General features: G+C 71.6%; 17 protein-coding genes. 5 read left to right on the forward strand and 12 right to left on the reverse strand.

The window, feature by feature from the left end; translation table 11 throughout:
* Window positions 1-19 precede the first annotated feature (19 nt).
* Window positions 20-514: an ATP-binding protein gene (locus BFF78_RS06495; protein ID WP_069777396.1), complete on the reverse strand. Its 495-nt coding sequence runs from the start codon at window positions 512-514 to the stop codon at window positions 20-22.
* A 176-nt stretch (window positions 515-690) separates the two neighbouring features.
* On the reverse strand, window positions 691-1,290 hold the full coding sequence (locus tag BFF78_RS06500) for an HdeD family acid-resistance protein (protein ID WP_069783416.1): 600 nt from the start codon (window positions 1,288-1,290) through the stop codon (window positions 691-693).
* Between the two features lie 142 nt (window positions 1,291-1,432).
* On the opposite strand from BFF78_RS06500, the gene BFF78_RS06505 reads away from it, so the two are divergent.
* Window positions 1,433-2,188 carry an enoyl-CoA hydratase/isomerase family protein gene (locus BFF78_RS06505; RefSeq protein ID WP_069777397.1) on the forward strand — a complete coding sequence of 252 codons (756 nt, stop codon included), beginning with the start codon at window positions 1,433-1,435 and terminating at the stop codon, window positions 2,186-2,188.
* Here the strand turns inward: BFF78_RS06505 and BFF78_RS06510 are convergent.
* Window positions 2,175-2,810 (reverse strand): DJ-1/PfpI family protein, encoded by a 636-nt coding sequence (locus tag BFF78_RS06510; protein ID WP_069777398.1) that lies wholly within the window; start codon window positions 2,808-2,810, stop codon window positions 2,175-2,177. The two genes, BFF78_RS06505 and BFF78_RS06510, sit on opposite strands and share 14 nt — an antisense overlap.
* A 29-nt stretch (window positions 2,811-2,839) precedes the next feature.
* On the reverse strand, window positions 2,840-3,799 hold the full coding sequence (locus BFF78_RS06515; protein WP_069777399.1) for a GlxA family transcriptional regulator: 960 nt from the start codon (window positions 3,797-3,799) through the stop codon (window positions 2,840-2,842).
* A 230-nt stretch (window positions 3,800-4,029) separates the two neighbouring features.
* Here BFF78_RS06515 and BFF78_RS06520 point away from each other — a divergent pair, with 230 nt between their 5' ends.
* Entirely contained in the window at window positions 4,030-6,423 is a 2,394-nt protein-coding gene (locus tag BFF78_RS06520; protein WP_069777400.1) for a Tex family protein, read from the forward strand.
* 151 nt (window positions 6,424-6,574) lie between these two features.
* On the opposite strand, the gene BFF78_RS06525 is transcribed toward BFF78_RS06520, so the two are convergent.
* Window positions 6,575-8,215 (reverse strand): ABC-F family ATP-binding cassette domain-containing protein, encoded by a 1,641-nt coding sequence (locus tag BFF78_RS06525; RefSeq protein WP_069777401.1) that lies wholly within the window; start codon window positions 8,213-8,215, stop codon window positions 6,575-6,577.
* A gap of 36 nt (window positions 8,216-8,251) precedes the next feature.
* Entirely contained in the window at window positions 8,252-9,280 is a 1,029-nt protein-coding gene (locus BFF78_RS06530) for an oxidoreductase (RefSeq protein ID WP_069777402.1), read from the reverse strand.
* A gap of 101 nt (window positions 9,281-9,381) precedes the next feature.
* Between BFF78_RS06530 and BFF78_RS06535 the strand changes: the two genes are divergently transcribed.
* Complete coding sequence (locus tag BFF78_RS06535; RefSeq protein WP_069783417.1) at window positions 9,382-10,296, forward strand: FAD-dependent oxidoreductase; 915 nt, start codon at window positions 9,382-9,384, stop codon at window positions 10,294-10,296.
* Between the two features lie 109 nt (window positions 10,297-10,405).
* Here the strand turns inward: BFF78_RS06535 and BFF78_RS06540 are convergent, their stop codons facing one another.
* Window positions 10,406-12,385 carry a Xaa-Pro dipeptidyl-peptidase gene (locus BFF78_RS06540; RefSeq protein ID WP_069777403.1) on the reverse strand — a complete coding sequence of 660 codons (1,980 nt, stop codon included), beginning with the start codon at window positions 12,383-12,385 and terminating at the stop codon, window positions 10,406-10,408.
* Window positions 12,386-12,571: 186 nt separating this feature from the next.
* On the opposite strand from BFF78_RS06540, the gene BFF78_RS06545 reads away from it, so the two are divergent.
* The gene (locus BFF78_RS06545) at window positions 12,572-14,074 is read left to right on the forward strand and encodes a M1 family metallopeptidase (protein ID WP_069777404.1); all 1,503 of its coding nucleotides are present in this window, start codon (window positions 12,572-12,574) and stop codon (window positions 14,072-14,074) included.
* A 5-nt stretch (window positions 14,075-14,079) separates the two neighbouring features.
* Here BFF78_RS06545 and BFF78_RS06550 read toward each other — a convergent pair whose 3' ends face one another.
* From BFF78_RS06550 to BFF78_RS06560, 3 genes are read right to left on the reverse strand one after another with little or no spacing between them, the layout of a single operon-like run.
* Window positions 14,080-14,988: an adenosine kinase gene (locus BFF78_RS06550; protein WP_069777405.1), complete on the reverse strand. Its 909-nt coding sequence runs from the start codon at window positions 14,986-14,988 to the stop codon at window positions 14,080-14,082.
* A complete protein-coding gene (locus BFF78_RS06555) occupies window positions 14,985-15,470 on the reverse strand; it encodes a macro domain-containing protein (RefSeq protein WP_069777406.1) in 486 nt (161 codons plus the stop codon). The genes BFF78_RS06550 and BFF78_RS06555 overlap by 4 nt, the downstream gene beginning before the upstream one ends.
* A gap of 52 nt (window positions 15,471-15,522) precedes the next feature.
* Window positions 15,523-16,989, reverse strand: coding sequence for an amino acid permease (locus BFF78_RS06560; protein ID WP_069777407.1), 1,467 nt, complete (start codon window positions 16,987-16,989; stop codon window positions 15,523-15,525).
* Between the two features lie 235 nt (window positions 16,990-17,224).
* Between BFF78_RS06560 and BFF78_RS06565 the strand changes: the two genes are divergently transcribed.
* Window positions 17,225-17,932: a MerR family transcriptional regulator gene (locus tag BFF78_RS06565; protein WP_069777408.1), complete on the forward strand. Its 708-nt coding sequence runs from the start codon at window positions 17,225-17,227 to the stop codon at window positions 17,930-17,932.
* Here the strand turns inward: BFF78_RS06565 and BFF78_RS06570 are convergent.
* Together BFF78_RS06570 and BFF78_RS06575 are read right to left on the reverse strand one after the other, a co-directional pair.
* Window positions 17,918-20,101 carry a 3-hydroxyacyl-CoA dehydrogenase NAD-binding domain-containing protein gene (locus BFF78_RS06570; protein ID WP_069777409.1) on the reverse strand — a complete coding sequence of 728 codons (2,184 nt, stop codon included), beginning with the start codon at window positions 20,099-20,101 and terminating at the stop codon, window positions 17,918-17,920. The two genes, BFF78_RS06565 and BFF78_RS06570, sit on opposite strands and share 15 nt — an antisense overlap.
* 41 nt (window positions 20,102-20,142) lie before the next feature.
* A complete protein-coding gene (locus tag BFF78_RS06575) occupies window positions 20,143-21,357 on the reverse strand; it encodes an acetyl-CoA C-acetyltransferase (protein ID WP_069777410.1) in 1,215 nt (404 codons plus the stop codon).

Below are 21,357 nucleotides of genomic sequence, written 5' to 3' on the forward strand. Positions count from 1 at the left end.
CGTCGCCCGACCTGCGCCGCTACGGCAGCGGCGCGGGCTTGAGCGGCAGGGCGGCCCAGATCACCTTGCCGCCGCTCGCGGTGTGCTCCACATCCACCGTCCCGCCCGCCTCCCGCGCCACCTCACGCACCAGGAGCAGGCCCCGGCCGCCGGTCCGGGCGTGGTCGGCCTCCAGGGCGGTCGGGCGATAGGGGTGGTTGTCCTCGACGGACACCCGCACCCACTCCGCCCCGACGGCGACCTCCACGGCCAGCATCGGCGACAGCAGCGCCGCATGCCGGACCGCGTTGGTGACCAGCTCGGAGACGATCAGCAGCAGGCCGTACACCAGCTCGTCGGAGACCGGCACGCCCTGGCGCAGCAGCAGGTCCCGTACGGCGTGCCGGGCCTGCGGGACCGAGGCGTCGACCGCGGCGGCGGTGAACCGCCAGACGCCCTCGTACGGCAGTGGATCGGGCGGCCGCTCGGCGCCCCCCGCTGGGCGCGGGTCTTCCCCGCGCCCGTGGTTGTCCATCGTCCGGTCGCCACCCTCGCGCTCGATTGTCACCACACGTCGAGTGTTGGTAACCACCCGCACCGGTCCGGGCGCCTGAACACAAGTCAGCGGGTATCGAGCGCTTTCTGACCGAGTGCGTATGACACGGTCACGTGTGGGGACGGTTCCTGTCGCCGGCGAAGCCGGTTCCCGAACTAATCGGGTGGTACGGGTTTGGCCCGCTCCTGGTCCGAGACGAGCCCGACGATACGGCGCCCACCGTAGCCGGTGGCGACGAGGCCGAGGCCGTCGAAGAGCAGGGCGAGCGAGAAGAAGGCGCCGATCACATACTGGCTGCTGCTCGGCCAGGAGCCGAGGACCAGGATTCCCAGCAGTAGATCGAAGGCGCCGAGCAGCAGGGTCCAGCCCAGCTGCGGTCCGCGCACGACCAGGCCGCCGGCCAGCCGGAAGAGGCCCGCGGAGAGGAACAGCAGCGCGGCGAACATGCTGAGCGCGGCGGCCGCGGCGTGCGGCAGCCGGATGACGACGATGCCGGCGGCGATGTTCAGGGCGGCGACGACGGCGCCGAGCCAGAAGAAGCTGGTGCCGCGGGCCTGGACCGCGTGCAGCAGGCCGACGATCCCGCCGATCAGCAGCAGCCAGCCGAACAGCAGCATCGAAGTGAGCGTGGCGACGCCGGTGTACACGAGGCCGACGAGTCCGCCGAGGACGAGAATCACGCCGAGCACGGCGAGCAGGCTGAAGCCGCGGTGGAGTTTGGTCGCGCTTTCTTCGCGCTTGCCGGTCTTGGCCATCGCCGCCTCCTCGATCTTCACCGTTTCGCCACCTCCTTCCATTTTCGCCCCTTTCGACAGGTTTCCGTTACCCACCGCGTCGATCTCGGCCGAGGCCCGGGGAAGCCCCTGGGAGCGCGGGGCTGCCCGATACGATCCGCGCATGGAGCCCCAGCTGTCGCATCACGTCGAAGGCGCCGTCGCCACCGTCGTCATCCGCAACCCGGCCAAGCGCAATGCCATGACCGCCGCGATGTGGCGGGCGCTGCCGCCACTGCTGGAGGCGTTCGCGCGTGACCCCGGGGTACGGGCGCTGGTGCTGACCGGTGAGGGTGGAACGTTCTGCGCGGGTGCCGACATCAGCACGCTGCGGGGCTCGCCGGAGGAGGCACAGAGACTCGCGGTGGTGGCGGAGGAGGCCCTGGCGGCGTTCGCCAAGCCGACCGTGGCCGCCGTGCGCGGACACTGTGTGGGCGGCGGGGCCCAGCTCGCCGCGGCCTGCGATCTGCGGCTGGCGGAGGAGGGCGCGCTGTTCGGGGTGACACCGGCGAGGCTGGGCATCGTCTACGCGTCCTCCTCGACCCGGCGGCTGGTGTCGCTGGTCGGCCCGGCCACCGCCAAGTACCTGCTGTTCACGGCCGAGTTGATCGACACCGGGCGGGCGCTCGCCACCGGGCTGGTGGACGAGGTGCTGCCCGAGGGCGAACTGGACAAGCGGGTCGCGGAGTTGACCCGGGTCCTGGTCTCCCGTTCGCAGCTCACCCAGGCCGCGGCGAAGGAGTTCGCGGGCGGCCGGACCGACCGGGACGGCCACTGGGCCGAGCAGGCTCGCGGCAACCCCGACACCGCGGAGGGCGTCGCGGCGTTCCTGGAGCGGCGCAAGCCGCACTTCACCTGGAGCGTGTCTACGTCAGGATGAAACGGCTCCGGGCACGCATCGCCTCGACGACGGGAGCGGGGGCCGTGCGCGGGGAACCGGCGGCATAGGGCGGCTGCGGGTCGTACTCCGTGGCGAGCTGAACGGCTTGGGCGTGCTCGTCGCCTGCGATGCGGCCGGACAGAGTGAGGGCCATGTCGATGCCCGCGGAGACACCGGCGGCGGTGACGTACTTTCCGTCCGCCACCACCCGCTGCTGAGCCGGTTCGGCGCCGAACCGGCTCAGCTGGTCGAGGGCCAGCCAGTGCGAGGTCGCCCGGCGGCCGTCCAGGAGCCCCGCGGCGGCGAGCAGCAGCGAACCCGTGCACACCGAGGTCGTCCAGGTGCTGGCCGCGTCGACGGTGCGCAGCCAGTCCAGCAGCGGCCGGTGGTCCATCAGCCCGCTCTGTCCCGGGCCGCCCGGAACCACCAGGACGTCCGGCCGCGTGACCTCGCCCAGCGACCGGTCGGCGACGACCGCGAGCGCACGGGTGTCGGTACGGACCGGACCGGTGCGCTCGGCGACGAACACGGTCTCGGCGCCGGGCAGGCGGGAGAGGATCTCGTACGGGCCGATGGCGTCGAGGGCGGTGAAACGGTCGTAGACGACGATGGCGATCTGCACGGGGGTCCCTTCAGTGGTCGTTGGCAGGCTCAGCGGGCCAGGGCCGGGCGGAACCGGCGGCGGTACTCGGCCGGGGCCGTACCGAAGGCCTTGATGAACGCGCGGCGCATGGCCTCGGGGGTGCCGTAACCGCTGGCGCGGGCGATCTCCTCGATGGTGTCGCCGGTGTCCTCCAGCAGGCGTCGGGCGTGTTCCAGGCGGACCCGGTCGACGTAGCGGCCCGGTGTCATGCCGGTCTCCTCCCGGAAGGCGCGGGCGAAGTGGCGCGGTGAGAGCCGGGCGCGGGCGGCGAGCGAATCGACCGTGAGGTCACCGGCCGGGTGCTCGCTGATCCAGCGCTGGACCTCCCGCAGCGGCGCCCGATGGGCGGTCTGCGCGGCGAGCTGGGCGCTGAACTGCGCCTGGTTGCCGGGCCGGCGCAGGAAGACCACCAGGTGCCGGGCGACGGCCAGCGCGACGTCCCGGTCCAGGTCCTCCTCGACCAGGGCGAGGGCCAGGTCGATGCCCGAGGTCACCCCGGCCGAGGTGGCGACGTGCCCGTCCCGGACGTAGATGGGCTCCGGGTCAACGGCGACGGCCGGGTGGTCGCGGGCGAGCTTGTCGCAGTACGCCCAGTGGGTCGTGGCCCGGCGGCCGTCGAGGAGACCGGCAGCCGCGACCAGGAGGGCGCCCGTGCACACCGAGACCAGCCGCGGGACGCGCGGTCCGCGGGCGCGCAGCCAGGCGATCAGCCGCGGGTCGGGCACGCGCGTGCCCGCGCCGCCGGGGACCAGCAGGGTGTGCGGGTCGGCGGCCTCGGTGAGCGCCTCGTCCGGTACGAGGGTCAGCCCGCTGGAGGTGCGCACCGGGCGGCCGTCGAGGGAGGCCGTACGGACCCGGTAGGTGCCCGGCGCCTTCTTCTCGGCGCCGGCGAACACCTCGAGCGGACCGGTGACGTCGAGGCTCTGGACGCCGTCGAAGAGGACGAAGAGGACGGTGCGCTGCGGCATGTCTCCGATTCTTCGCTGCCGGGCCGATGGCCGCAATGACGTGTTTCCCACCATTTCTGCCATGACCGCACCTGAGGGCCCGTCGGTGCGATACCCGCAGTCCACCGCGGGCGGAAACCGGGCCGAAGAAACGGCCCGGCGGCCCGCCGGGGTGGCGCCCTGATCCCCGGTTGTCGGTGTCACCTGCCACAATTGCCGCGCAACCTCAGTGGAGAAGGCGGTACGGGATCGTGACGACACCCGGATCCATCGAAGCAGGATCCATCGAAGGCAGGATCGCCGAGGAACTCGGCGTACGGGAGCGGCAGGTGAAGGCCGCGGTGGAACTGCTCGACGGCGGTTCCACCGTGCCCTTCATCGCCCGCTACCGCAAGGAAGCGACCGAGATGCTCGACGACGCGCAGCTGCGCACGATCGAGGAGCGGCTGCGCTATCTGCGGGAGCTGGAGGAGCGGCGGGCCGCGATCCTGGAGTCGGTGCGCGAGCAGGGCAAGCTCACGGACGAGCTGGAGGCCCGGATCCGCGGCGCCGAGACCAAGGCGCGGCTGGAGGACATCTACCTCCCCTACAAGCCCAAGCGGCGCACCAAGGCGCAGATCGCGCGCGAGGCAGGTCTGGAGCCGCTGGCGGAGGGCCTGCTGGGCGACCCTGCGGTGGAGCCGCTGGCGGCCGCGGCCGCGTTCGTGGACGCCGACAAGGGCGTCGCCGATCCGCAGGCCGCCCTGGACGGCGCGCGGGCGATCCTCACCGAGCGCTTCTCGGAGGACGCCGACCTGATCGGCGAGCTGCGCGAGCGCATGTGGGTGCGCGGGCGGCTGGCCGCCAAGGTGCGGGAGGGCAAGGAGGAGGCGGGGGCGAAGTTCGCCGACTACTTCGACTTCGCCCAGCCGTTCACGGAGCTGCCCTCGCACCGCATCCTCGCGATGCTGCGCGGTGAGAAGGAGGAGGTCCTCGACCTCGTCCTGGAGCCGGAGGAGCCCACGGAGGGTCCGTCCTCGTACGAGGGCATGGTCGCGCACCGGTTCGGGATCGCCGACCGGGGCCGCCCCGCCGACAAGTGGCTGACGGACACCGTCCGCTGGGCCTGGCGCACCCGCATCCTCGTACACCTCGGCATCGACCTGCGCCTCAGGCTGCGTACGGCCGCCGAGGACGAGGCGGTGAACGTGTTCGCGGCGAACCTGCGCGACCTGCTGCTGGCCGCCCCGGCGGGCACGCGCGCGACGCTGGGTCTGGACCCGGGTTTCCGTACGGGCGTGAAGGTCGCCGTGGTCGACGCGACCGGCAAGGTCGTCGCCACGGACGTGATCTACCCGCACGTCCCCGCCAACAAGTGGGACGAGGCCCTCGCCAAGCTGGCGCGGCTCGCCGAGGAGCACGCGGTCGAGCTGGTCGCGATCGGCAACGGCACGGCGTCCCGCGAGACCGACAAGCTCGCCGGTGAACTGATCGCCAAACACCCGGAGTTGAAGCTCACCAAGGTGATGGTGTCCGAGGCGGGCGCGTCGGTGTACTCGGCGTCGCAGTACGCCTCGCAGGAGCTGCCCGGCATGGACGTGTCGCTGCGCGGCGCGGTCTCCATCGCCCGGCGCCTGCAGGATCCGCTGGCCGAGCTGGTGAAGATCGACCCGAAGTCCATCGGCGTCGGCCAGTACCAGCACGACCTGTCCGAGGTGAAGCTGTCGCGCTCGCTGGACGCGGTGGTGGAGGACTGTGTGAACGGCGTCGGCGTGGACGTCAACACCGCGTCCGTACCGCTGCTTTCGCGAGTGTCGGGCATCTCCTCGGGCCTCGCCGAGAACATCGTGGCGCACCGGGACGCGAACGGCCCGTTCGCGTCCCGTTCGGAGCTGAAGAAGGTGGCGCGGCTCGGCCCGAAGGCGTACGAGCAGTGCGCGGGCTTCCTGCGCATCCGCGGCGGCCACGACCCGCTGGACGCCTCCAGCGTGCACCCCGAGGCCTACCCGGTGGTCCGCCGCATGGTGAAGGCGGCCGGCCAGGAGGTGGCCTCCCTCATCGGCAACACCGGTGTGCTGCGCTCGCTGAAGCCGTCCGACTTCGTGGACGACACGTTCGGTCTGCCGACGGTGTCGGACATTCTCAAGGAGCTGGAGAAGCCGGGGCGCGACCCGCGTCCGGCCTTCAAGACCGCCGTGTTCAAGGAGGGCGTGGAGAAGATCTCCGACCTGTCCGCCGGGATGATCCTGGAGGGCGTGGTGACGAACGTGGCCGCCTTCGGCGCGTTCGTGGACATCGGCGTCCACCAGGACGGTCTGGTGCACGTGTCGGCGATGTCCAGGACGTTCGTCAAGGACCCGCGCGATGTCGCCAAGCCCGGTGACATCGTCAAGGTGAAGGTCCTGGACGTGGACATCCCGCGCAAGCGGATCGCGCTGACCCTGCGCCTGGACGACGAGGCGGCCCCGCAGGGCGGCCAGGGCGGCGGACGGCAGCAGCGCGGTGGCGGACGGCCGCCCCAGCAGCGCCAGGGCGGCCAGGGTCAGGGCCAGCGGCAGGGCCGTGGCGGCGGCGACCGGGGCGGCCGCCAGGCCCCGCCGCCCGCGAACAGCGCGATGGCCGACGCACTGCGCCGCGCGGGCCTGCTGGACCCGAAGAAGCGCTGACCCTGCGGGGCTTCGGACGCGGGCACCCTCCTCGCCGGAGGGTGGCCGCGTCCGGTCCCGGAAACCGCGCCCCGAAGGGACGCGGCTGCACGACCGGCCACGACCGTGCCGCGCACGGACCACGGCACATGGCGGCCCTTCCAGCGCAGCGCTAGCGTTCCGTCACCTTCCCGTCCGCCACCTCCAGGCGCCGGGTGACCCGGACCGCGTCGAGCATGCGCCGGTCGTGGGTGACCAGGAGCAGCGTGCCCTCGTAGGCGTCGAGGGCCTGTTCCAGCTGCTCGATGGCGGGCAGGTCGAGGTGGTTGGTGGGCTCGTCCAGGACCAGGAGGTTGACGCCCCGGCCCTGGAGGAGGGCCAGGGCGGCGCGGGTGCGTTCGCCCGGGGAGAGGGTCGCGGCCGGGCGCAGGACGTGGTCCGATCTGAGGCCGAACTTGGCGAGCAGGGTGCGGACGTCGGCCGGCTCGGTGTCGGGTACGGCCGCGCAGAAGGCGTCGAGCAGGGTCTCGGGGCCGTGGAACAGCTTGCGGGCCTGGTCGACCTCGCCGACCAGGACGCCGGAGCCGAGCGCCGCATGCCCCGAGTCGAGCGGGACACGGCCGAGCAGCGCGCCCAGCAGAGTGGACTTGCCGGCGCCGTTGGCCCCGGTGACCGCGACCCGGTCCGCCCAGTCGATCTGCAGGGACACCGGGCCCAGCGTGAAGTCGCCGCGCCGCACCTCGGCGTCCCGCAGGGTCGCCACGACCGCGCCGGAGCGCGGGGCGGCGGCGATCTCCATGCGCAGTTCCCACTCCTTGCGCGGCTCCTCGACCACGTCCAGGCGCTCGATCATGCGCTGGGTCTGCCGCGCCTTGGCGGCCTGTTTCTCGCTGGCCTCGCTGCGGAACTTGCGGCCGATCTTGTCGTTGTCGTTGCCGGCCTTGCGCCGGGCGTTCTTCACGCCCTTGTCCATCCAGGACCGCTGCATCTGCGCACGGTCCTGGAGGGCGGCCTTCTTGTCGGCGTACTCCTCGTAGTCCGCGCGGGCGTGTCGGCGGGCGACCTCGCGTTCCTCCAGGTAGGCGTCGTAGCCGCCGCCGTAGAGGTTGATCTGCCCCTGGGCCAGGTCGAGTTCGAGGACCTTGGTGACGGTGCGGGTGAGGAACTCGCGGTCGTGGCTGACGACGACCGTGCCGGCGCGCAGTCCGGTGACGAAGCGTTCCAGGCGCTCCAGGCCGTCGAGGTCGAGGTCGTTGGTGGGCTCGTCCAGGAGGAACACGTCGTACCGGGAGAGCAGGAGCGAGGCGAGACCGGCGCGGGCCGCCTGGCCGCCGGACAGCGAGGTCATCGGCTGGTCCAGGTCGACGGCGAGACCGAGGGAGTCTGCGACGTCCTCCGCGCGCTCCTCCAGATCGGCGCCCCCGAGGCCGAGCCAGCGCTCCAGGGCGGTCGCGTAGGCGTCGTCGGCGCCGGGGGCGCCGTCCACGAGTGCCTGGGTGGCCTCGTCCATGACGCGCTGTGCCTCGGCGACACCCGTGCGACGGGCCAGGAACTCCCGGACGGTCTCTCCCGGCCTGCGCTCCGGCTCCTGCGGCAGATGGCCGACGGTCGCGGCCGGCGGGGACAGCCTGAGCTCGCCCTGCTCGGGCGGGGTGAGTCCGGCGAGCAGCCGCAGCAGGGTGGACTTGCCCGCGCCGTTGGCACCGACGAGACCGATCACATCGCCGGGCGCGACGACGAGGTCGAGCCCGGAGAAGAGGGAACGGTCGCCGTGCCCGGCGGCGAGGTTCTTGGCGACGAGGGTGGCAGTCATCAGGACGCCGATCCTAATGGCCCGCGCACCCGCCGCTCAGCTCGGTTTCCTTCCGCCGGTGACCGGCGCCGTGAGCACGCCCCCCGTCGTACGGGCGACGACGTACGCCTCCCCCTTGACCGCCCGCGGGTCCAGCGGGACGCGGTGCCGGCCGGGGTCCAGGACGCCGTCGAACACCTCGCGGGTGCGGGTGCGGTAGAGCCGGTCGAGGCGGTACGCGGTGATCCGCACCCGGCACGCGGAGGTCACCTCGATGTCCGCCGTGCCTCTGTCGGCGGCCAGCCCGGTGAGCCGGCGCTGCGGGAGAGGGCTGCGGTCCAGGGCGTGCTCGATCTGGGCGACGAGCAGCGGCACGATCGGCGCCAGGCCGTCCACGCGGGCGACCTCGACTCCGGCGCGCTCGAAGGCCTCCAGTACGGCGGCGCGTTCCGGCTCGCCGACCGCGCGGCCGAAGGCGACCGCGCCGTAGCCGCGCAGTTCCTCGGCGGGGACGGCCCGGGCGTCCTGGGTGATGTCGGCGCCGATGCCGATGGTGCGCAGCGCGGCCGCCAGCTTGGCCAGGACCGCGACCCGGGCGCCGATCAGCAGCACCCGCCGGCGGGGCGGGCCTTCGCTCAGGGCGGTCAGGGCGGCGCGGTACTCGGGGCCGCGGAAGCGGAACGGCCCTATGCCGTGGTAGCCGTTCAGCTCCAGGTCGGCCCGCTCGTCCGTCTGCCAGGCGAAGTCCCGCCAGATGTAGTCCTCGCCGTCGTGCTCGATGACGGCGGTGACCGCTCCGCAGGCCAGGTCCGCGCACTCGGGGCAGCCGTAGATGACGAACCGGCCGTCCGGGAGCGGCGGTTCGTCCTCCAGCAGCAGCGCGCGCACCTGCGCGGTGAAGATGGCGGGCGGGATGTCCGAGGCGAGCGGGGAGACGGCGTCCAGGTCGGACAGCCGGAACAGCAGCGGGCGGCCGTCCACGAGGAAGTCCACGAAGTCGCGGTGGACCTGGTAGCCGCCGTCGGCGAGCACACCGCCGGCGCGGGTCGCCGGTGCCAGGCCGAAGGACGCGTATGCGGCAGACATGCTGTGAGTATCCCCACACCGGCACGGATGTGAGCGCAGCATGACAGAGTCGGCCGGACAGGATCTATCGTCCTGGCGTGGACAGCGAGCCGAGTGACGAAGTGATCGTGGTCGGGAGCGGGGTCGCCGGGCTGACGACGGCCGTGGTGCTGGCCGAGTCCGGGCGCCGGGTACGGGTGTGGGCGCGGGAGCCCGCCGGGCATACGACCTCGGCGGTCGCCGGCGGCCTGTGGTGGCCGTACCGCATCGAACCCGAGCCTCTGGTCGGTGCGTGGGCGCTCGAGTCCCTCGCCGTGTACGAGGAGCTGGCGGACCGGCCCGAGGAGACGGGCGTACGCCTGGTCGACGGCGTACACCGCGGGACCCGGCTGGACGAGCTGGGCGCCTGGGCGGGCCGGGTGGCGGGCCTGCGGACCACGGCCGACGGTCTTGCGGCCCGGCTGCCGGTGATCGACATGCCGGTGCATCTGGCGTGGCTGCGGGAACGGCTCGCGAAGGCCGCTGGCGTGGTGGAGGCGCACGAGGTGACCGACCTCGCCGCCGTGCCCGCCCCGGTCGTGGTGAACTGCGCGGGCCTCGGGGCGCGTTCGCTGGTGCCGGACCCGGCGGTGCATCCGGTGCGCGGGCAGCTGGTGGTCGTGGAGAACCCCGGGATCACCACCTGGTTCACCTCCGTCGACCGCTCCTGCGACGCCTCCACGTACTTCATCCCCCAGCCGGGCGGGCTGCTGCTCGGCGGTACGGCGGAGGAGGGCGACTGGTCCCTGGAGCCGGACCCGGCCACCGCGGCGGCGATCGTGGCCCGGTGTGCGGCGGTCCACCCCGAGATCGCGGACGCACGGGTGCTGGCCCACCGTGTGGGCCTGCGCCCGGCCCGGCACGCGGTACGCCTGGAACGGCAGCCCCTGCCGGACGGCCGCGCCCTGGTGCACAACTACGGGCACGGCGGGGCGGGGGTCACGGTGGCGTGGGGGTGCGCACGGGAGGCGGCGGGGCTGGCGTTTCCCGCGGTGTGAACACAGGTGGGCCCGCGCCCCGAAGGGGCGCGGGCACCTGCGCGGCCGGCCACGACGGACCGGCACCCGGGGGCGGACAGGTGCCCCCGGGGCCCAAGCCGCGCAGCGACTACCCCGGGATGGGGTGATGAGCCGGGCTCGGTGCCCGGACGCCGTTCAGGACCGTCGGCGCGGGCGCCGACACCTTCGTGCCGGACGTGGCGAGGACGAACGCCGGTGCGCCGCCGACCAGCGGGAGGCCGGCCGTCGTACCGGACAGATCGACCGTGAGGCTCGGCTTGGTGGCGGGCGGGTCGATGAGGTCCTTGTCCGTACCCGCGATGATCAGGGCCAGCCGGTGCCCCTTGGGGACGACGTGGTCGGTGGCCGCCAGCCGCAGCGTCATGGTGTAAGCCTTCCCCGGGGTGAGGGGAACGCCCTTCGCGAGGGAGGCGTAGTGGCCGAGGTCGGCCCAGCCGCGGCTGAACACGGTGTAGTCGACCTTGGCCGTCTTGGCCTTGGTCTCCTTGAAACAGGCGCTGTCCCCGGCCGTGCTGTCGCCCCAGCAGGTGCGGTCGGTGAGGGTGGTGATGCCCTCGGCGGCGTCCGCGTAGTCGCGGATCGTGTCCGGGCCGAGGTCGACCAGGACGGCGGAGAGGTGGGCCGAGGCGGTGGTCGGGGTCGCGGTGACCGTCACCGTGGGGGAGCCGGACAGGTGCAGGTCATGGGTGAGCGGCCCGGTGAGGAAGCCGGCCTTCTCGGAGGTGGCCGTGGTCAGATGCGCGGCCCAGTCCGTCTCGCTCAGCTTCGGGTCGTCGGTGAAGGTCTCGGTGCCGGTGCCCGGACGCAGCCCGAGCGTGCCGACGCCGGCCTGGGTGCCGGAGGCCGGGTGCAGGACGGTGGTACGGGTGGTCTGCGGGGGCCAGACACGGGACGTGACCCACTGGTCGGGGTGGCGTTCGATGTCGGCCATCGGCTCGCGGTCGATGCCGTTGTCGTAGCCGAGGAGTTCATGGTCGAACCAGCGGTGCAGGGTGTCGACCCAGGCGCCGCGCCGGTAGTCGAAGGGGTCGACGTGCCCGGTCTGGGACAGCCAGATCTTGCGCTGCACACCGTGCTGGGCGAGGGCGTCCCACCACTGGCCGAAGTGCTTGGTGCGGACGTTGAGGTCCTGCATGCCGTGCACCAGGAACACGCTGGCGCGCACCTTGGCCGCGTCCTTGACGTAGTCCCGCTCGGTCCACAGCCCGGTCCAGTCGCCGCTGCGCGGGCTGCCGTCGGTGAGTTTCCTCTGTACGGCCGCGCAGTGGGTGTGCGCCGCGTCGCTTTCGACATAGCCGGCGAGGTCGGCGGGGCCTTCGGCGTACAGCGGGGCGCCCTGTGCGAAGTAGTAGTCGTACCAGGAGGAGATGCCGCTGACCGGGACGATGGTCTTCAGGCCCTGGACGCCGGTGGCGGCGACGCCGTTGGCGATCGTGGCGTCCCAGCTCTTGCCGATCATGCCCGTCCTGCCGTTGGTCCAGCCGGCTTTGACGGTCTTGCTCCCGGTGCGGCTCGTGTACGCCGTGGCGCGTCCGTTCAGCCAGTCGACGACGGCCTTCGCGGACTGGATGTCGGAGCGGCCGCCGACGTCGACGCAGCCGTCGGAGCGGTCGGTGCCGGCGAGGTCGACACCGACGAAGGCGTAGCCGCGGGGCACGAAGTAGTTGTCGTAGAACAGCGGCATCTGGACGACATGGCCATGCGCGTCGTACGTCTTGACCTGGCTCTCGTTGCCGCGTCCGCAGCAGGAGTAGTAGGGGCTGGCGTCCATGATGACCGGCACCTTGCGGCCCTGCCGGGCGGGTTCGGCGGGCCGGACGATGTCGGCGGCGACGCGGTCGGTCCGGCCGTCGCCGTCCTCGTCGAGCCCCGTGTCCACCCATACGGACTCGCGGACGGCGTGGGCGTAGGAGTAGACCGGCCGGCTCTCGCGGGTGGTCCGGCTCTCGTGGCCTGCGGCCTGCGCGGCGGACGGGGTGAGGAACGCGGCCGTCAGGATGACGACGATCGCGGTCGCGAGCGCTCTCCAGGTCGTGGAGCGCGTGCGGATCAGGGTGCGAATCGGCATGCGCGGACGGTACTCCGGTGAACTCCCGTACAGAAGAGGGCTTTCCGGCGAGCCGTGTGCTCATGTCGGCTGAATGGCGATCGTGTGACGGCGGGGGCCATGGACAGGTCGGGGGCCACAGGGACTGAATAGGCTCCGAACAGAGTTCACCGAACGGACCTTCGGTCCCGACGACTTGGAGCTGACGTGCACCGCAGAATCATCGCGCCGGGCGCACTCGCGGCGGCCTCCCTCCTGCTGGCGATCCCGGCATCGGCCGCGAGCTACTCCCCCGGCGCGCCGGGCATCGGCGACGCCTACTACCCCGACTACGGCAACGGTGGCTACGACGTCTCCCACTACGACCTGAGGCTGCAGTACCAGCCGAAGTCGGACGAGTTGCAGGGCACGGCGACGATCCTGGCGAAGACCACGCAGGACCTGTCCAGCTTCGACCTGGACTTCCTGCTGAACGTGAGCGAGGTGCGGGTCAACGGCGCCGAGGCCGCCTTCACCACCTCCGGGCAGCACGAGCTGGTCATCACGCCGAAGACCCCGCTGGCCAAGGGCACGCCGATCACGGTCGTCGTCCGCTACAGCGGGGTGCCGTCCGCGAAGAGCGCCTACGGCTTCACCACCTGGCACCGCACGCCCGACGGCGCGATCGCGGCCGACGAGCCCGAGGCCGCCTGGTGGTGGTTCCCGAGCAACGACCACCCGAGCGACAAGGCCACCTACGATGTGTCGGTGGCCGTGCCGGACGGCACCCAGGTCCTCTCCAACGGCACGCTCCAGTCGACCAGTTCGAAGCTGGGCTGGACCCGCTACAACTGGCGGCAGAACAAGCCGCAGGCGACTTATCTGGCCACGCTCGCCATCGGCAAGTTCGACGTCACGACCAGCACCTCCGACGGCGGGGTGCCGGTCATCAACGCCTACAGCAAGGACCTCGGCGACAACGACGGGGCCGCGCGGGCGAGCGTGGAGCGCACCGGGGAGCTCGTCGACTGGCTGAGCGGCTACTTCGGGCCCTACCCGTTCAGCACGGCCGGCGGATATGTGCCGAACACCACCACCGGGTACGCGCTGGAGACCCAGACCCGCGTCTACTACAGCCCCAAGCAGTTCGCGAACGGCGCCAACACCTCCGTGGTCGTGCACGAGCTGGCCCACCAGTGGTACGGCGACGACGTGTCGCTGAAGGGCTGGAAGGACATCTGGATCAACGAGGGCTTCGCCCGGTACGCGCAGTGGCTGTGGTCGGAGCACGAGGGCGAGGGCACCACACAGGAACTCGCCGACTACGTGTACACCTCCCACCCTGCCGACGACGCGTTCTGGTCGGTCAAGCCCGGCGACCCGGGCCCGGACGACCAGTTCGACATCGCCGTCTACGACCGCGGAGCGCTCGCGATCCAGGCGCTGCGCAACGCGATCGGTGACGACGCGTTCTTCCGGATCCTGAAGGGCTGGCCGCAGGAGCACGCGTACGGCAACGCCTCGGTGGCCGACTTCGAGCGGTACGCCGAGCAGGTCTCCGGCAAGCCGCTCGCCTCGCTGTTCGACACCTGGCTGTTCCAGCCGTCGAAGCCGGCCGCACCCGCGGCACGCGCCGCGTCCCTGCCGAAGGCGGCCACGACGGTGACCCAGCCGAAGTCGTGGAAGAAGATCGAGGCGACGAACGACATCCACGACACGCACGCACACTGACGGGTCTAGGGTCTCGGTTCCGTCGCCCGTTCGAGTAGCTCGGCCCGGCCTATCGACTCCGCTCGGGAGGCCGGGACCGTGCAGGCATACGCTCCCGCGACGGCGCCGTAGCGCGCGCAGGTCTCGGGCGGCTCGCCGGCGAGGCGGCCGTAGAGGAACGCGGCGGCGAAGGCGTCGCCCGCGCCGTTGGAATCCACCACCGGGGCGGGCGGCAACGCCGCGGGCACCCGGGTCAGCTCGCCGTCGGCCAGCAGATACGCGCCCTCGGCTCCGGCGGTGGCGACGACCGTGCCGGCCCGGCCCCGTTCGGCGATGCGCCGCATGGTCCGCTCGGGGTCGGTCAGCGCGGCGGCGGACAGGAAGACGACGTCCGCCGCGTACGCGAACGGCTCGTGGTATCCGTTCTCCCCGTCCCAGTCGTGCAGATCCGTGGACAGGGGTACGCCCGTCGCGGTCAGCAGCGGCACGGCTTCGGCGCAGGGCTGGGTGATCGTCACGTGCACATGCCGGCTCGCCCCGGCCAGCGTGCGCAGCAGCTCCGGTGGGAAGCGGTCGCCGGGGCGGGCGCGGCTGGTGTCGTACAGGGACAGGCGGCGGCCGTCCGGACCGACGAGGTTGACCGCCCGCTTGGTGCCGGCGGGCTGCGCGAGCGCGGTCAGTCCGATGCCGTGCTCGCGGTGCAGGGCGCGCACCAGATCGCCCTCGGGGTCCTCACCGACGAGGTCGAGGTGGTGGGTGCGCAGGCCCAGTGCGGCGAGGCCCAGCGCCACGAAGTCGCCGGTCTGCCCGGCCCGGGTGCGGATCCCGGAGTCGATCATGTAGCTGTCGGCGTACGGGAGGGGCAGTGCGGGGACGTGGATGATCGTGTCCACGCCGGCTCCGCCCAGCACCAGCACGTCGTTCCGTACGGTCATCGGCCCTCCCCGTGGTCGTACACCGTGACAGCTATCCCCCGCTTCACCAGCCGCTCGGTGACGAGCGGCTCTATGCGGGACCAGGTGCCGCCCGCCAGGCCGCAGCCTATGCGGGGCATGTGCACGGACGCGCCGAGCCCGGTCACTTCGCCGGCGAGGCGGGCGAGGGCGGTGTCGATCGCCTCGTAGCGGACGGGTACGCCCTTGCTGCCCCTTCTGATGCCGCGCTGGCCGATCATGTTGGCCACCCACACGGACGGCTCGACCCGGACCAGCTGCACCGCGCCCAGCCCGAAGTCGTTGTGGGCGCGGTCGCGGTGCCAGGCGCGGTATGCCCCCTCCGGCTCCGGCCAGCGGCGCGAGAGGGCGAGGACGAAGCCCTTCCCCCAGCCCCCGATGTCGTTGCAGACATGGGCGATCACCTTGGCGCCCTTGACCGACGGCACGGTGGCGTCACCCCGGACATACGTGATCTCCGACATGACGCCACCGTAGGCGATGCCACTGACAGTGGCTCCGAGTCTTCCCCAGCCGCTACTTCGTGAGCTCGGACAGCTCCCGGTCGGTGTTCTTCGACACCCGGCGGCGCACGGCGAACCAGCCGGCGACGAGCATGACGGCGAGCACCGGGATCAGCAGGATGGTCTTGCGGCCGACCTCGGGGTCGTTCCACATCATGCCGAGGCAGGCCAGCAGGAACGTGATCGTGGCGATCTCGGTGGCGGGGCTGAACTTCAGCTGGAAGTGCGGCCGGGCCACCAGGCCGGCGCGGGCACGGCGGACGAAGATCATGTGGCAGACCATGATGATCACCCAGGTGCTGATGATGCCGAGGGAGGCGACGTTCAGCACGATCTCGAAGGCCTGGCTGGGCACCAGGTAGTTCAGGCCGACGCCGAGCACGCAGACCGCGCAGGTCAGCAGGATGCCGCCGTAGGGGACCTGGCTGCGGTTCATGCGGGCGGTGAACTTGGGCGCGGAGCCCGCCATGGCCATGGAGCGCAGGATGCGGCCGGTGGAGTACAGGCCGGAGTTCAGCGAGGACATGGCGGCGGTCAGTACGACCAGGTTCATCACGTCACCGGCCGCCGGGACGCCGATCTTCGACAGGACCGTGACGAACGGGCTCTGGCCGGCGGAGTACACCGAGCCGGGCAGCAGCAGGGCGAGCAGCACGACCGAGCCGACGTAGAACAGGCCGACACGCCACATGATCGAGTTCACCGCGCGCGGGACGACCTTCTCGGGCTCGGCGGTCTCGCCGGCCGCCACACCGACCAGCTCCAGGGCGGCGTAGGCGAAGATCACGCCCTGCATGACCAGGACGACCGGCATCATGCCGTGCGGGAAGAGTCCGCCGTGCCCGTTGATGACGCTCAGGCCCGGGGTGTGGCCGCCGACCTTGTGCTGGGTGGCGAGCAGGAAGATGCCGATCAGCATGAAGCCGACGATGGTGGCGACCTTGATGATCGCGAACCAGAACTCCATCTCGCCGAAGATCTTCACCGAGATCAGGTTCACGGCCAGGACCACCGCGAGGGCGATCAGGGCGAGCACCCACTGGGGAATGGTGGTGAACATGCTCCAGTAGTGCGTGTAGAGCGCGATCGCGGTGATGTCGGCGATGCCGGTGGTCGACCAGTTCAGGAAGTACATCCAGCCGGCGACGTAGGCGCCCTTCTCGCCCAGGAACTCCCGGGCGTACGACACGAAGGACCCGGAGGACGGGCGGTACAGGACCAGCTCGCCCAGCGCCCGGACGACGAAGAAGGCGAAGACACCGCAGACCAGGTAGGCCAGGGCGAGCGCCGGGCCCGCGTTGTGCAGGCGGCCGCCGGCGCCGAGGAGGAGTCCGGTGCCGATGGCGCCACCGATGGCGATCATGTTGACGTGGCGGGCCTTGAGGTCCTTGCTGTAGCCGGCGTCGCCCGCGTCCGCGGGCGTCTGGGCCGCCTGGGGGCTGGTGACGGCCTGTGCCGATTCCACGGCGTCCTTGCTCACGGGTGGTTCCACTTCCTGATGCGCCCGGGCCTCGTGGGTCCGGGGGTCGTGCAGGTCCCGGCCCGCACCACCCTGTTGAGTCGCGGTACAGACCAAGGCAGCAGCTTCCCAGAAAGATCCGCCGGTACGCGGTGTCTCATGTCACACAGCGTTACTTCTCACACGATCCACCCGGGCGTCACACGACGTTCACCAGAGGTTTCACACCTTTGGTGAGACAGCGATACTGCTGCACATGACGACCGATGCCGGGGACACGCCCCTCACCATCGACGAGCTGGCCGCCCGGGCGGGCGTCACGGTCCGCACCGTCCGCTTCTACGGCAGCAAGGGCCTGCTGCCTCCGCCGGTGATCGGCCCGCGCCGGGTGGGGCACTACGGGCCGGACCACCTGGCGCGGCTGGCCCTGATCGAGGAGTTGCAGCAGCAGGGCATGACCCTGTCGGCGATCGAGCGGTACCTCAGACAGCTGCCTGCCGACCTCACCCCGCACGACCTCGCCATTCACCGCGCCGTGGTCGCGTCCTGGGCGCCGGACGCGGTGGACACGGTGTCACGGGAGGAGCTGGAGCGTCGCGCGGGACGGCCGCTCACCCCGGAGGACATGGAACGGCTGGCGGCGATGAACGTCGTCATGGAGGCCGACGGCGACCCTGTCCGCGTCGACTCCGGGCTGCTCCGGCTCGGGGTGCAGCTCCTCGACGTACCGCTGTCGCAGGAGGCGATCCTCGCGGCGCGCAAGGTACTCGTCGAGCACTCGCGCGCCGCGGCTCACGAGCTCTCCCAGCTCTTCCGTGGCGAGGTGGCGGAGCGTGACGCCCGGGACGTGAGGTCCCTGTCGGCGCATATGCACCCCCTGGTGGTGCAGGCCCTGCTGACGACGTTCCAGCGTTCGCTGCGGGAAGAGCTGAGCGAGTGGGTCACCGGGTCAGGAACGGACTGAGTCGGCGAACGGCTCCCCCCGCTCGGCCTTCTCCACGAGGAGCGCCGGCGGGGTGAACCGCTCGCCGTACGTCTCGGCCAGCTCCCGCGCGCGGGCCACGAATCCGGGCAGGCCGCCTTCGTAGCCGTTGATGTACTGCAGGACGCCGCCGGTCCAGCCGGGGAAGCCGATGCCGAAGATCGAGCCGATGTTGGCGTCGGCGACCGAGGTCAGGACGCCCTCCTCGAGGAGCCGTACGGTGTCGAGCGCCTCGGCGAAGAGCATCCGCTCCTGCATGTCCCGGAACGGGATCTCGTACCCGGGCTTGGTGAAGTGCTCACGCAGGCCCGGCCAGAGCCCGGCCCGCTTGCCGTCCTCGGTGTAGTCGTAGAAGCCGGCGCCGCCGCTGCGGCCGGGGCGGCCGAACTCGTCGACCATGCGGTCGATGACCGCCTCCGCCGGGTGCGCGGTCCAGGTGCCGCCCGCCTCCTCGACGGCCCGCTTCGTCTCGCCCCGGATCTTGCGCGGCAGCGTGAGGGTCAGCTCGTCCATCAGGGAGAGCACCTTGGCCGGGTAGCCGGCCTGGGCGGCGGCCTGCTCCACGGAAGCCGGCTCGATGCCCTCGCCGACCATGGCGACGCCTTCGTTGATGAAGTGGCCGATCACGCGGGAGGTGAAGAAGCCGCGCGAGTCGTTGACGACGATCGGCGTCTTGTTGATCTGCCGGACCAGGTCGAAGGCCCGGGCGAGGGTCTCGTCAGCGGTGCGCTCGCCCTTGATGATCTCCACCAGCGGCATCTTGTCGACCGGCGAGAAGAAGTGCAGCCCGATGAAGTCGGCCTGACGCTCCACGCCCTCGGCGAGGGTGGTGATCGGCAGGGTGGAGGTGTTGGAGCACAGCAGCGCGTCGGGCGCGACGACGGACTCGATCTCCTGGAACACCTTGTGCTTGAGCGCGGTGTCCTCGAAGACGGCCTCGATCACCGCGTCACAGCCCGCGAGGTCGGCGACGTCGGCGGTGGGCCTGATCCGGGCGAGCAGCGCGTCCGCCTTCTCCTGGCTGGTACGGCCCTTGGCGACGGCCTTGGCGCACAGCTTCTCGGAGTAGCCCTTGCCCTTGGCGGCCGCCTGCGGGGAGACGTCCTTGAGGACGACGTCGATGCCCGCGCGGGCGCACGAGTAGGCGATGCCGGCGCCCATCATGCCGGCGCCGAGGACGGCGACCTTGCGGACCTGGCGGGTCTCGATGCCCTTCGGGCGGTTGGCGCCGGAGTTCACGGCCTGGAGGTCGAAGAAGAACGCCTGGATCATGTTCTTCGCGGTCTGCCCGGTGACCAGCTCGGTGAAGTAGCGGGTCTCGATGGTGATCGCGGTCTCGAAGTCGACCTGGGAGCCCTCGACGGCGGCGGCCATGATGTTGCGCGGGGCCGGGTAGGGGGCGCCATTGGTCTGCTTGCGCAGATTGGCCGGGAACGCGGGCAGGTTGGCGGCGAACTTCGGGTTCGCGGGGGTGCCGCCCGGGATCTTGTAGCCGGGGACGTCCCAGGGCTGGTGCGACTCGGGGTGCGCGTCGATGAAGGCGCGGGCCTTGGCGAGCATCTCCTCCTCGGTGGCGGCCACCTCGTGGACCAGGCCGTTGTCCAGGGCGCGTCGGGGGTTGTACTGGGTGCCCTGGAGCAGCACCTTCAGCAGCGCGTCCGTGATGCCCATCAGGCGTACGGTGCGGGTGACACCGCCGCCCGCCGGGAGCAGGCCGAGCGTGACCTCGGGCAGGCCGATCTTGGAACCGGGGGCGTCCAGGGCGATGCGGTGGTGGGAAGCGAGCGCGATCTCGTAACCGCCGCCCAGGGCCGCGCCGTTGAGGGCGGCGACGACCGGCTTGCCGAGGGTCTCGATGCGGCGCAGCGCGTTCTTGATCTCGGTCGCGGTGTCGAAGACCTGCTGGGCGTCCTCAGGTCCGGCCTTGATCATGTCCTTGAGGTCGCCGCCCGCGAAGAAGGTCTTCTTGGCGGAGGTGTAGATGATGCCGCGGATGGAGTCCTTCTCGGCCTCCGCGCGTGCGGCGATCGCCGTGATAGAGGCCCGGAAGGCCTGGTTCATGGTGTTGGCGGACTGGTTGGGGTCGTCCAGGACGAGGGTGACGACACCGGTGTCGTCCTGCTCCCAGCGGATGGTGGTGCTCTCGGTCATGACAGTCGTCTCCGTTGAAGTCTGGTGATTCCGCGGGGAGTTCAGATGCGCTCGACGATGGTGGCGATGCCCATGCCGCCGCCGACGCACAGGGTGGCCAGGCCGTAGCGCTTGTCCTGGCGCTCCAGTTCGTCCACGAGGGTGCCGAGGATCATCGCGCCGGTCGCGCCGAGCGGGTGACCGAGGGCGATGGCGCCGCCGTTGACGTTGACCTTGTCCAGGGTGAGGCCCATGTCCTTCACGAAGCGCAGCACGACCGCGGCGAACGCCTCGTTGATCTCGACCAGGTCGATGTCGTCGATGGTGAGGCCGGCCTTCGCCAGTGCCTTGCGGCTGGCGGGGGCGGGCCCGGTGAGCATGATGGTCGGCTCGGAGCCGGACACGGCCGCGGAGACGATCCGTGCGCGCGGGGTGAGGCCGTAGCGCTCGCCGACCTCCCCGGAGCCGATCGCGACGAGCGAGGCGCCGTCCACGATGCCGGAGGAGTTGCCCGCGTGGTGGACGTGGTCGATCTTCTCCACCCAGTGGTACTTCTCCAGCGCGACGGCGTCGAAGCCGCCCAGCTCGCCGATGTCCGCGAACGACGGCTTGAGCTTCGCGAGGGAGTCGGCGGTGGTGCCGGGGCGCAGGTGCTCGTCGTGGTCGAGGACGACCAGGCCGCTGCGGTCCTTGACGGCGACCACCGAGCGGTCGAAACGGCCCTCCTTCCAGGCCGTGGCGGCGCGCTCCTGGGACAGGGCCGCGTACTCGTCGACGTCCCTGCGGGTGAAGCCCTCGATGGTGGCGATCAGGTCGGCGCCGATGCCCTGCGGCACGAAGTTGACGGCGAGGTTGGTCATCGGGTCGTTGAACCAGGCGCCGCCGTCGGAGGCCATGGGGACCCGGGACATGGACTCCACGCCGCCCGCGAGGACCAGGTCCTCCCAGCCGGAACGGACCTTGGCCGCAGCCAGGTTGACGGCCTCCAGGCCCGAGGCACAGAAGCGGTTCTCCTGCACGCCCGCGACCGTGTCCGGCAGTCCGGCGGCGATCGCGGCGATCCGGGCGATGTCGGAGCCCTGGTCGCCGACCGGTCCGACGACACCGAGCACGATGTCGTCGACGGCGGCCGGGTCGAGGCCGGGGAAGCGGTCGCGGATCTCGTGGATGAGTCCGACCACCAAGTCGATGGGCTTCGTGCCGTGCAGGGCGCCGTTCGCCTTGCCGCGGCCGCGCGGGGTGCGGATCGCGTCGTACACGTACGCTTCGGTGCTCAC

Source organism: Streptomyces fodineus (assembly GCF_001735805.1).
In the GTDB taxonomy this organism is placed as follows: Bacteria; Actinomycetota; Actinomycetes; order Streptomycetales; family Streptomycetaceae; genus Streptomyces; species Streptomyces fodineus.

Bases quoted from the DNA above. Each gene is read 5' to 3' on its own strand.
- BFF78_RS06495 (WP_069777396.1), bottom strand. From the start codon at position 514: ATGGACAACCACGGGCGCGGGGAAGACCCGCGCCCAGCGGGGGGCGCC.
- BFF78_RS06500 (WP_069783416.1), bottom strand. From the start codon at position 1,290: ATGGCCAAGACCGGCAAGCGCGAAGAAAGCGCGACCAAACTCCACCGC.
- BFF78_RS06505 (WP_069777397.1), top strand. From the start codon at position 1,433: ATGGAGCCCCAGCTGTCGCATCACGTCGAAGGCGCCGTCGCCACCGTC.
- BFF78_RS06515 (WP_069777399.1), bottom strand. From the start codon at position 3,799: ATGCCGCAGCGCACCGTCCTCTTCGTCCTCTTCGACGGCGTCCAGAGC.
- BFF78_RS06525 (WP_069777401.1), bottom strand. From the start codon at position 8,215: ATGACTGCCACCCTCGTCGCCAAGAACCTCGCCGCCGGGCACGGCGAC.
- BFF78_RS06530 (WP_069777402.1), bottom strand. From the start codon at position 9,280: ATGTCTGCCGCATACGCGTCCTTCGGCCTGGCACCGGCGACCCGCGCC.
- BFF78_RS06540 (WP_069777403.1), bottom strand. From the start codon at position 12,385: ATGCCGATTCGCACCCTGATCCGCACGCGCTCCACGACCTGGAGAGCG.
- BFF78_RS06550 (WP_069777405.1), bottom strand. From the start codon at position 14,988: ATGACCGTACGGAACGACGTGCTGGTGCTGGGCGGAGCCGGCGTGGAC.
- BFF78_RS06555 (WP_069777406.1), bottom strand. From the start codon at position 15,470: ATGTCGGAGATCACGTATGTCCGGGGTGACGCCACCGTGCCGTCGGTC.
- BFF78_RS06565 (WP_069777408.1), top strand. From the start codon at position 17,225: ATGACGACCGATGCCGGGGACACGCCCCTCACCATCGACGAGCTGGCC.
- BFF78_RS06570 (WP_069777409.1), bottom strand. From the start codon at position 20,101: ATGACCGAGAGCACCACCATCCGCTGGGAGCAGGACGACACCGGTGTC.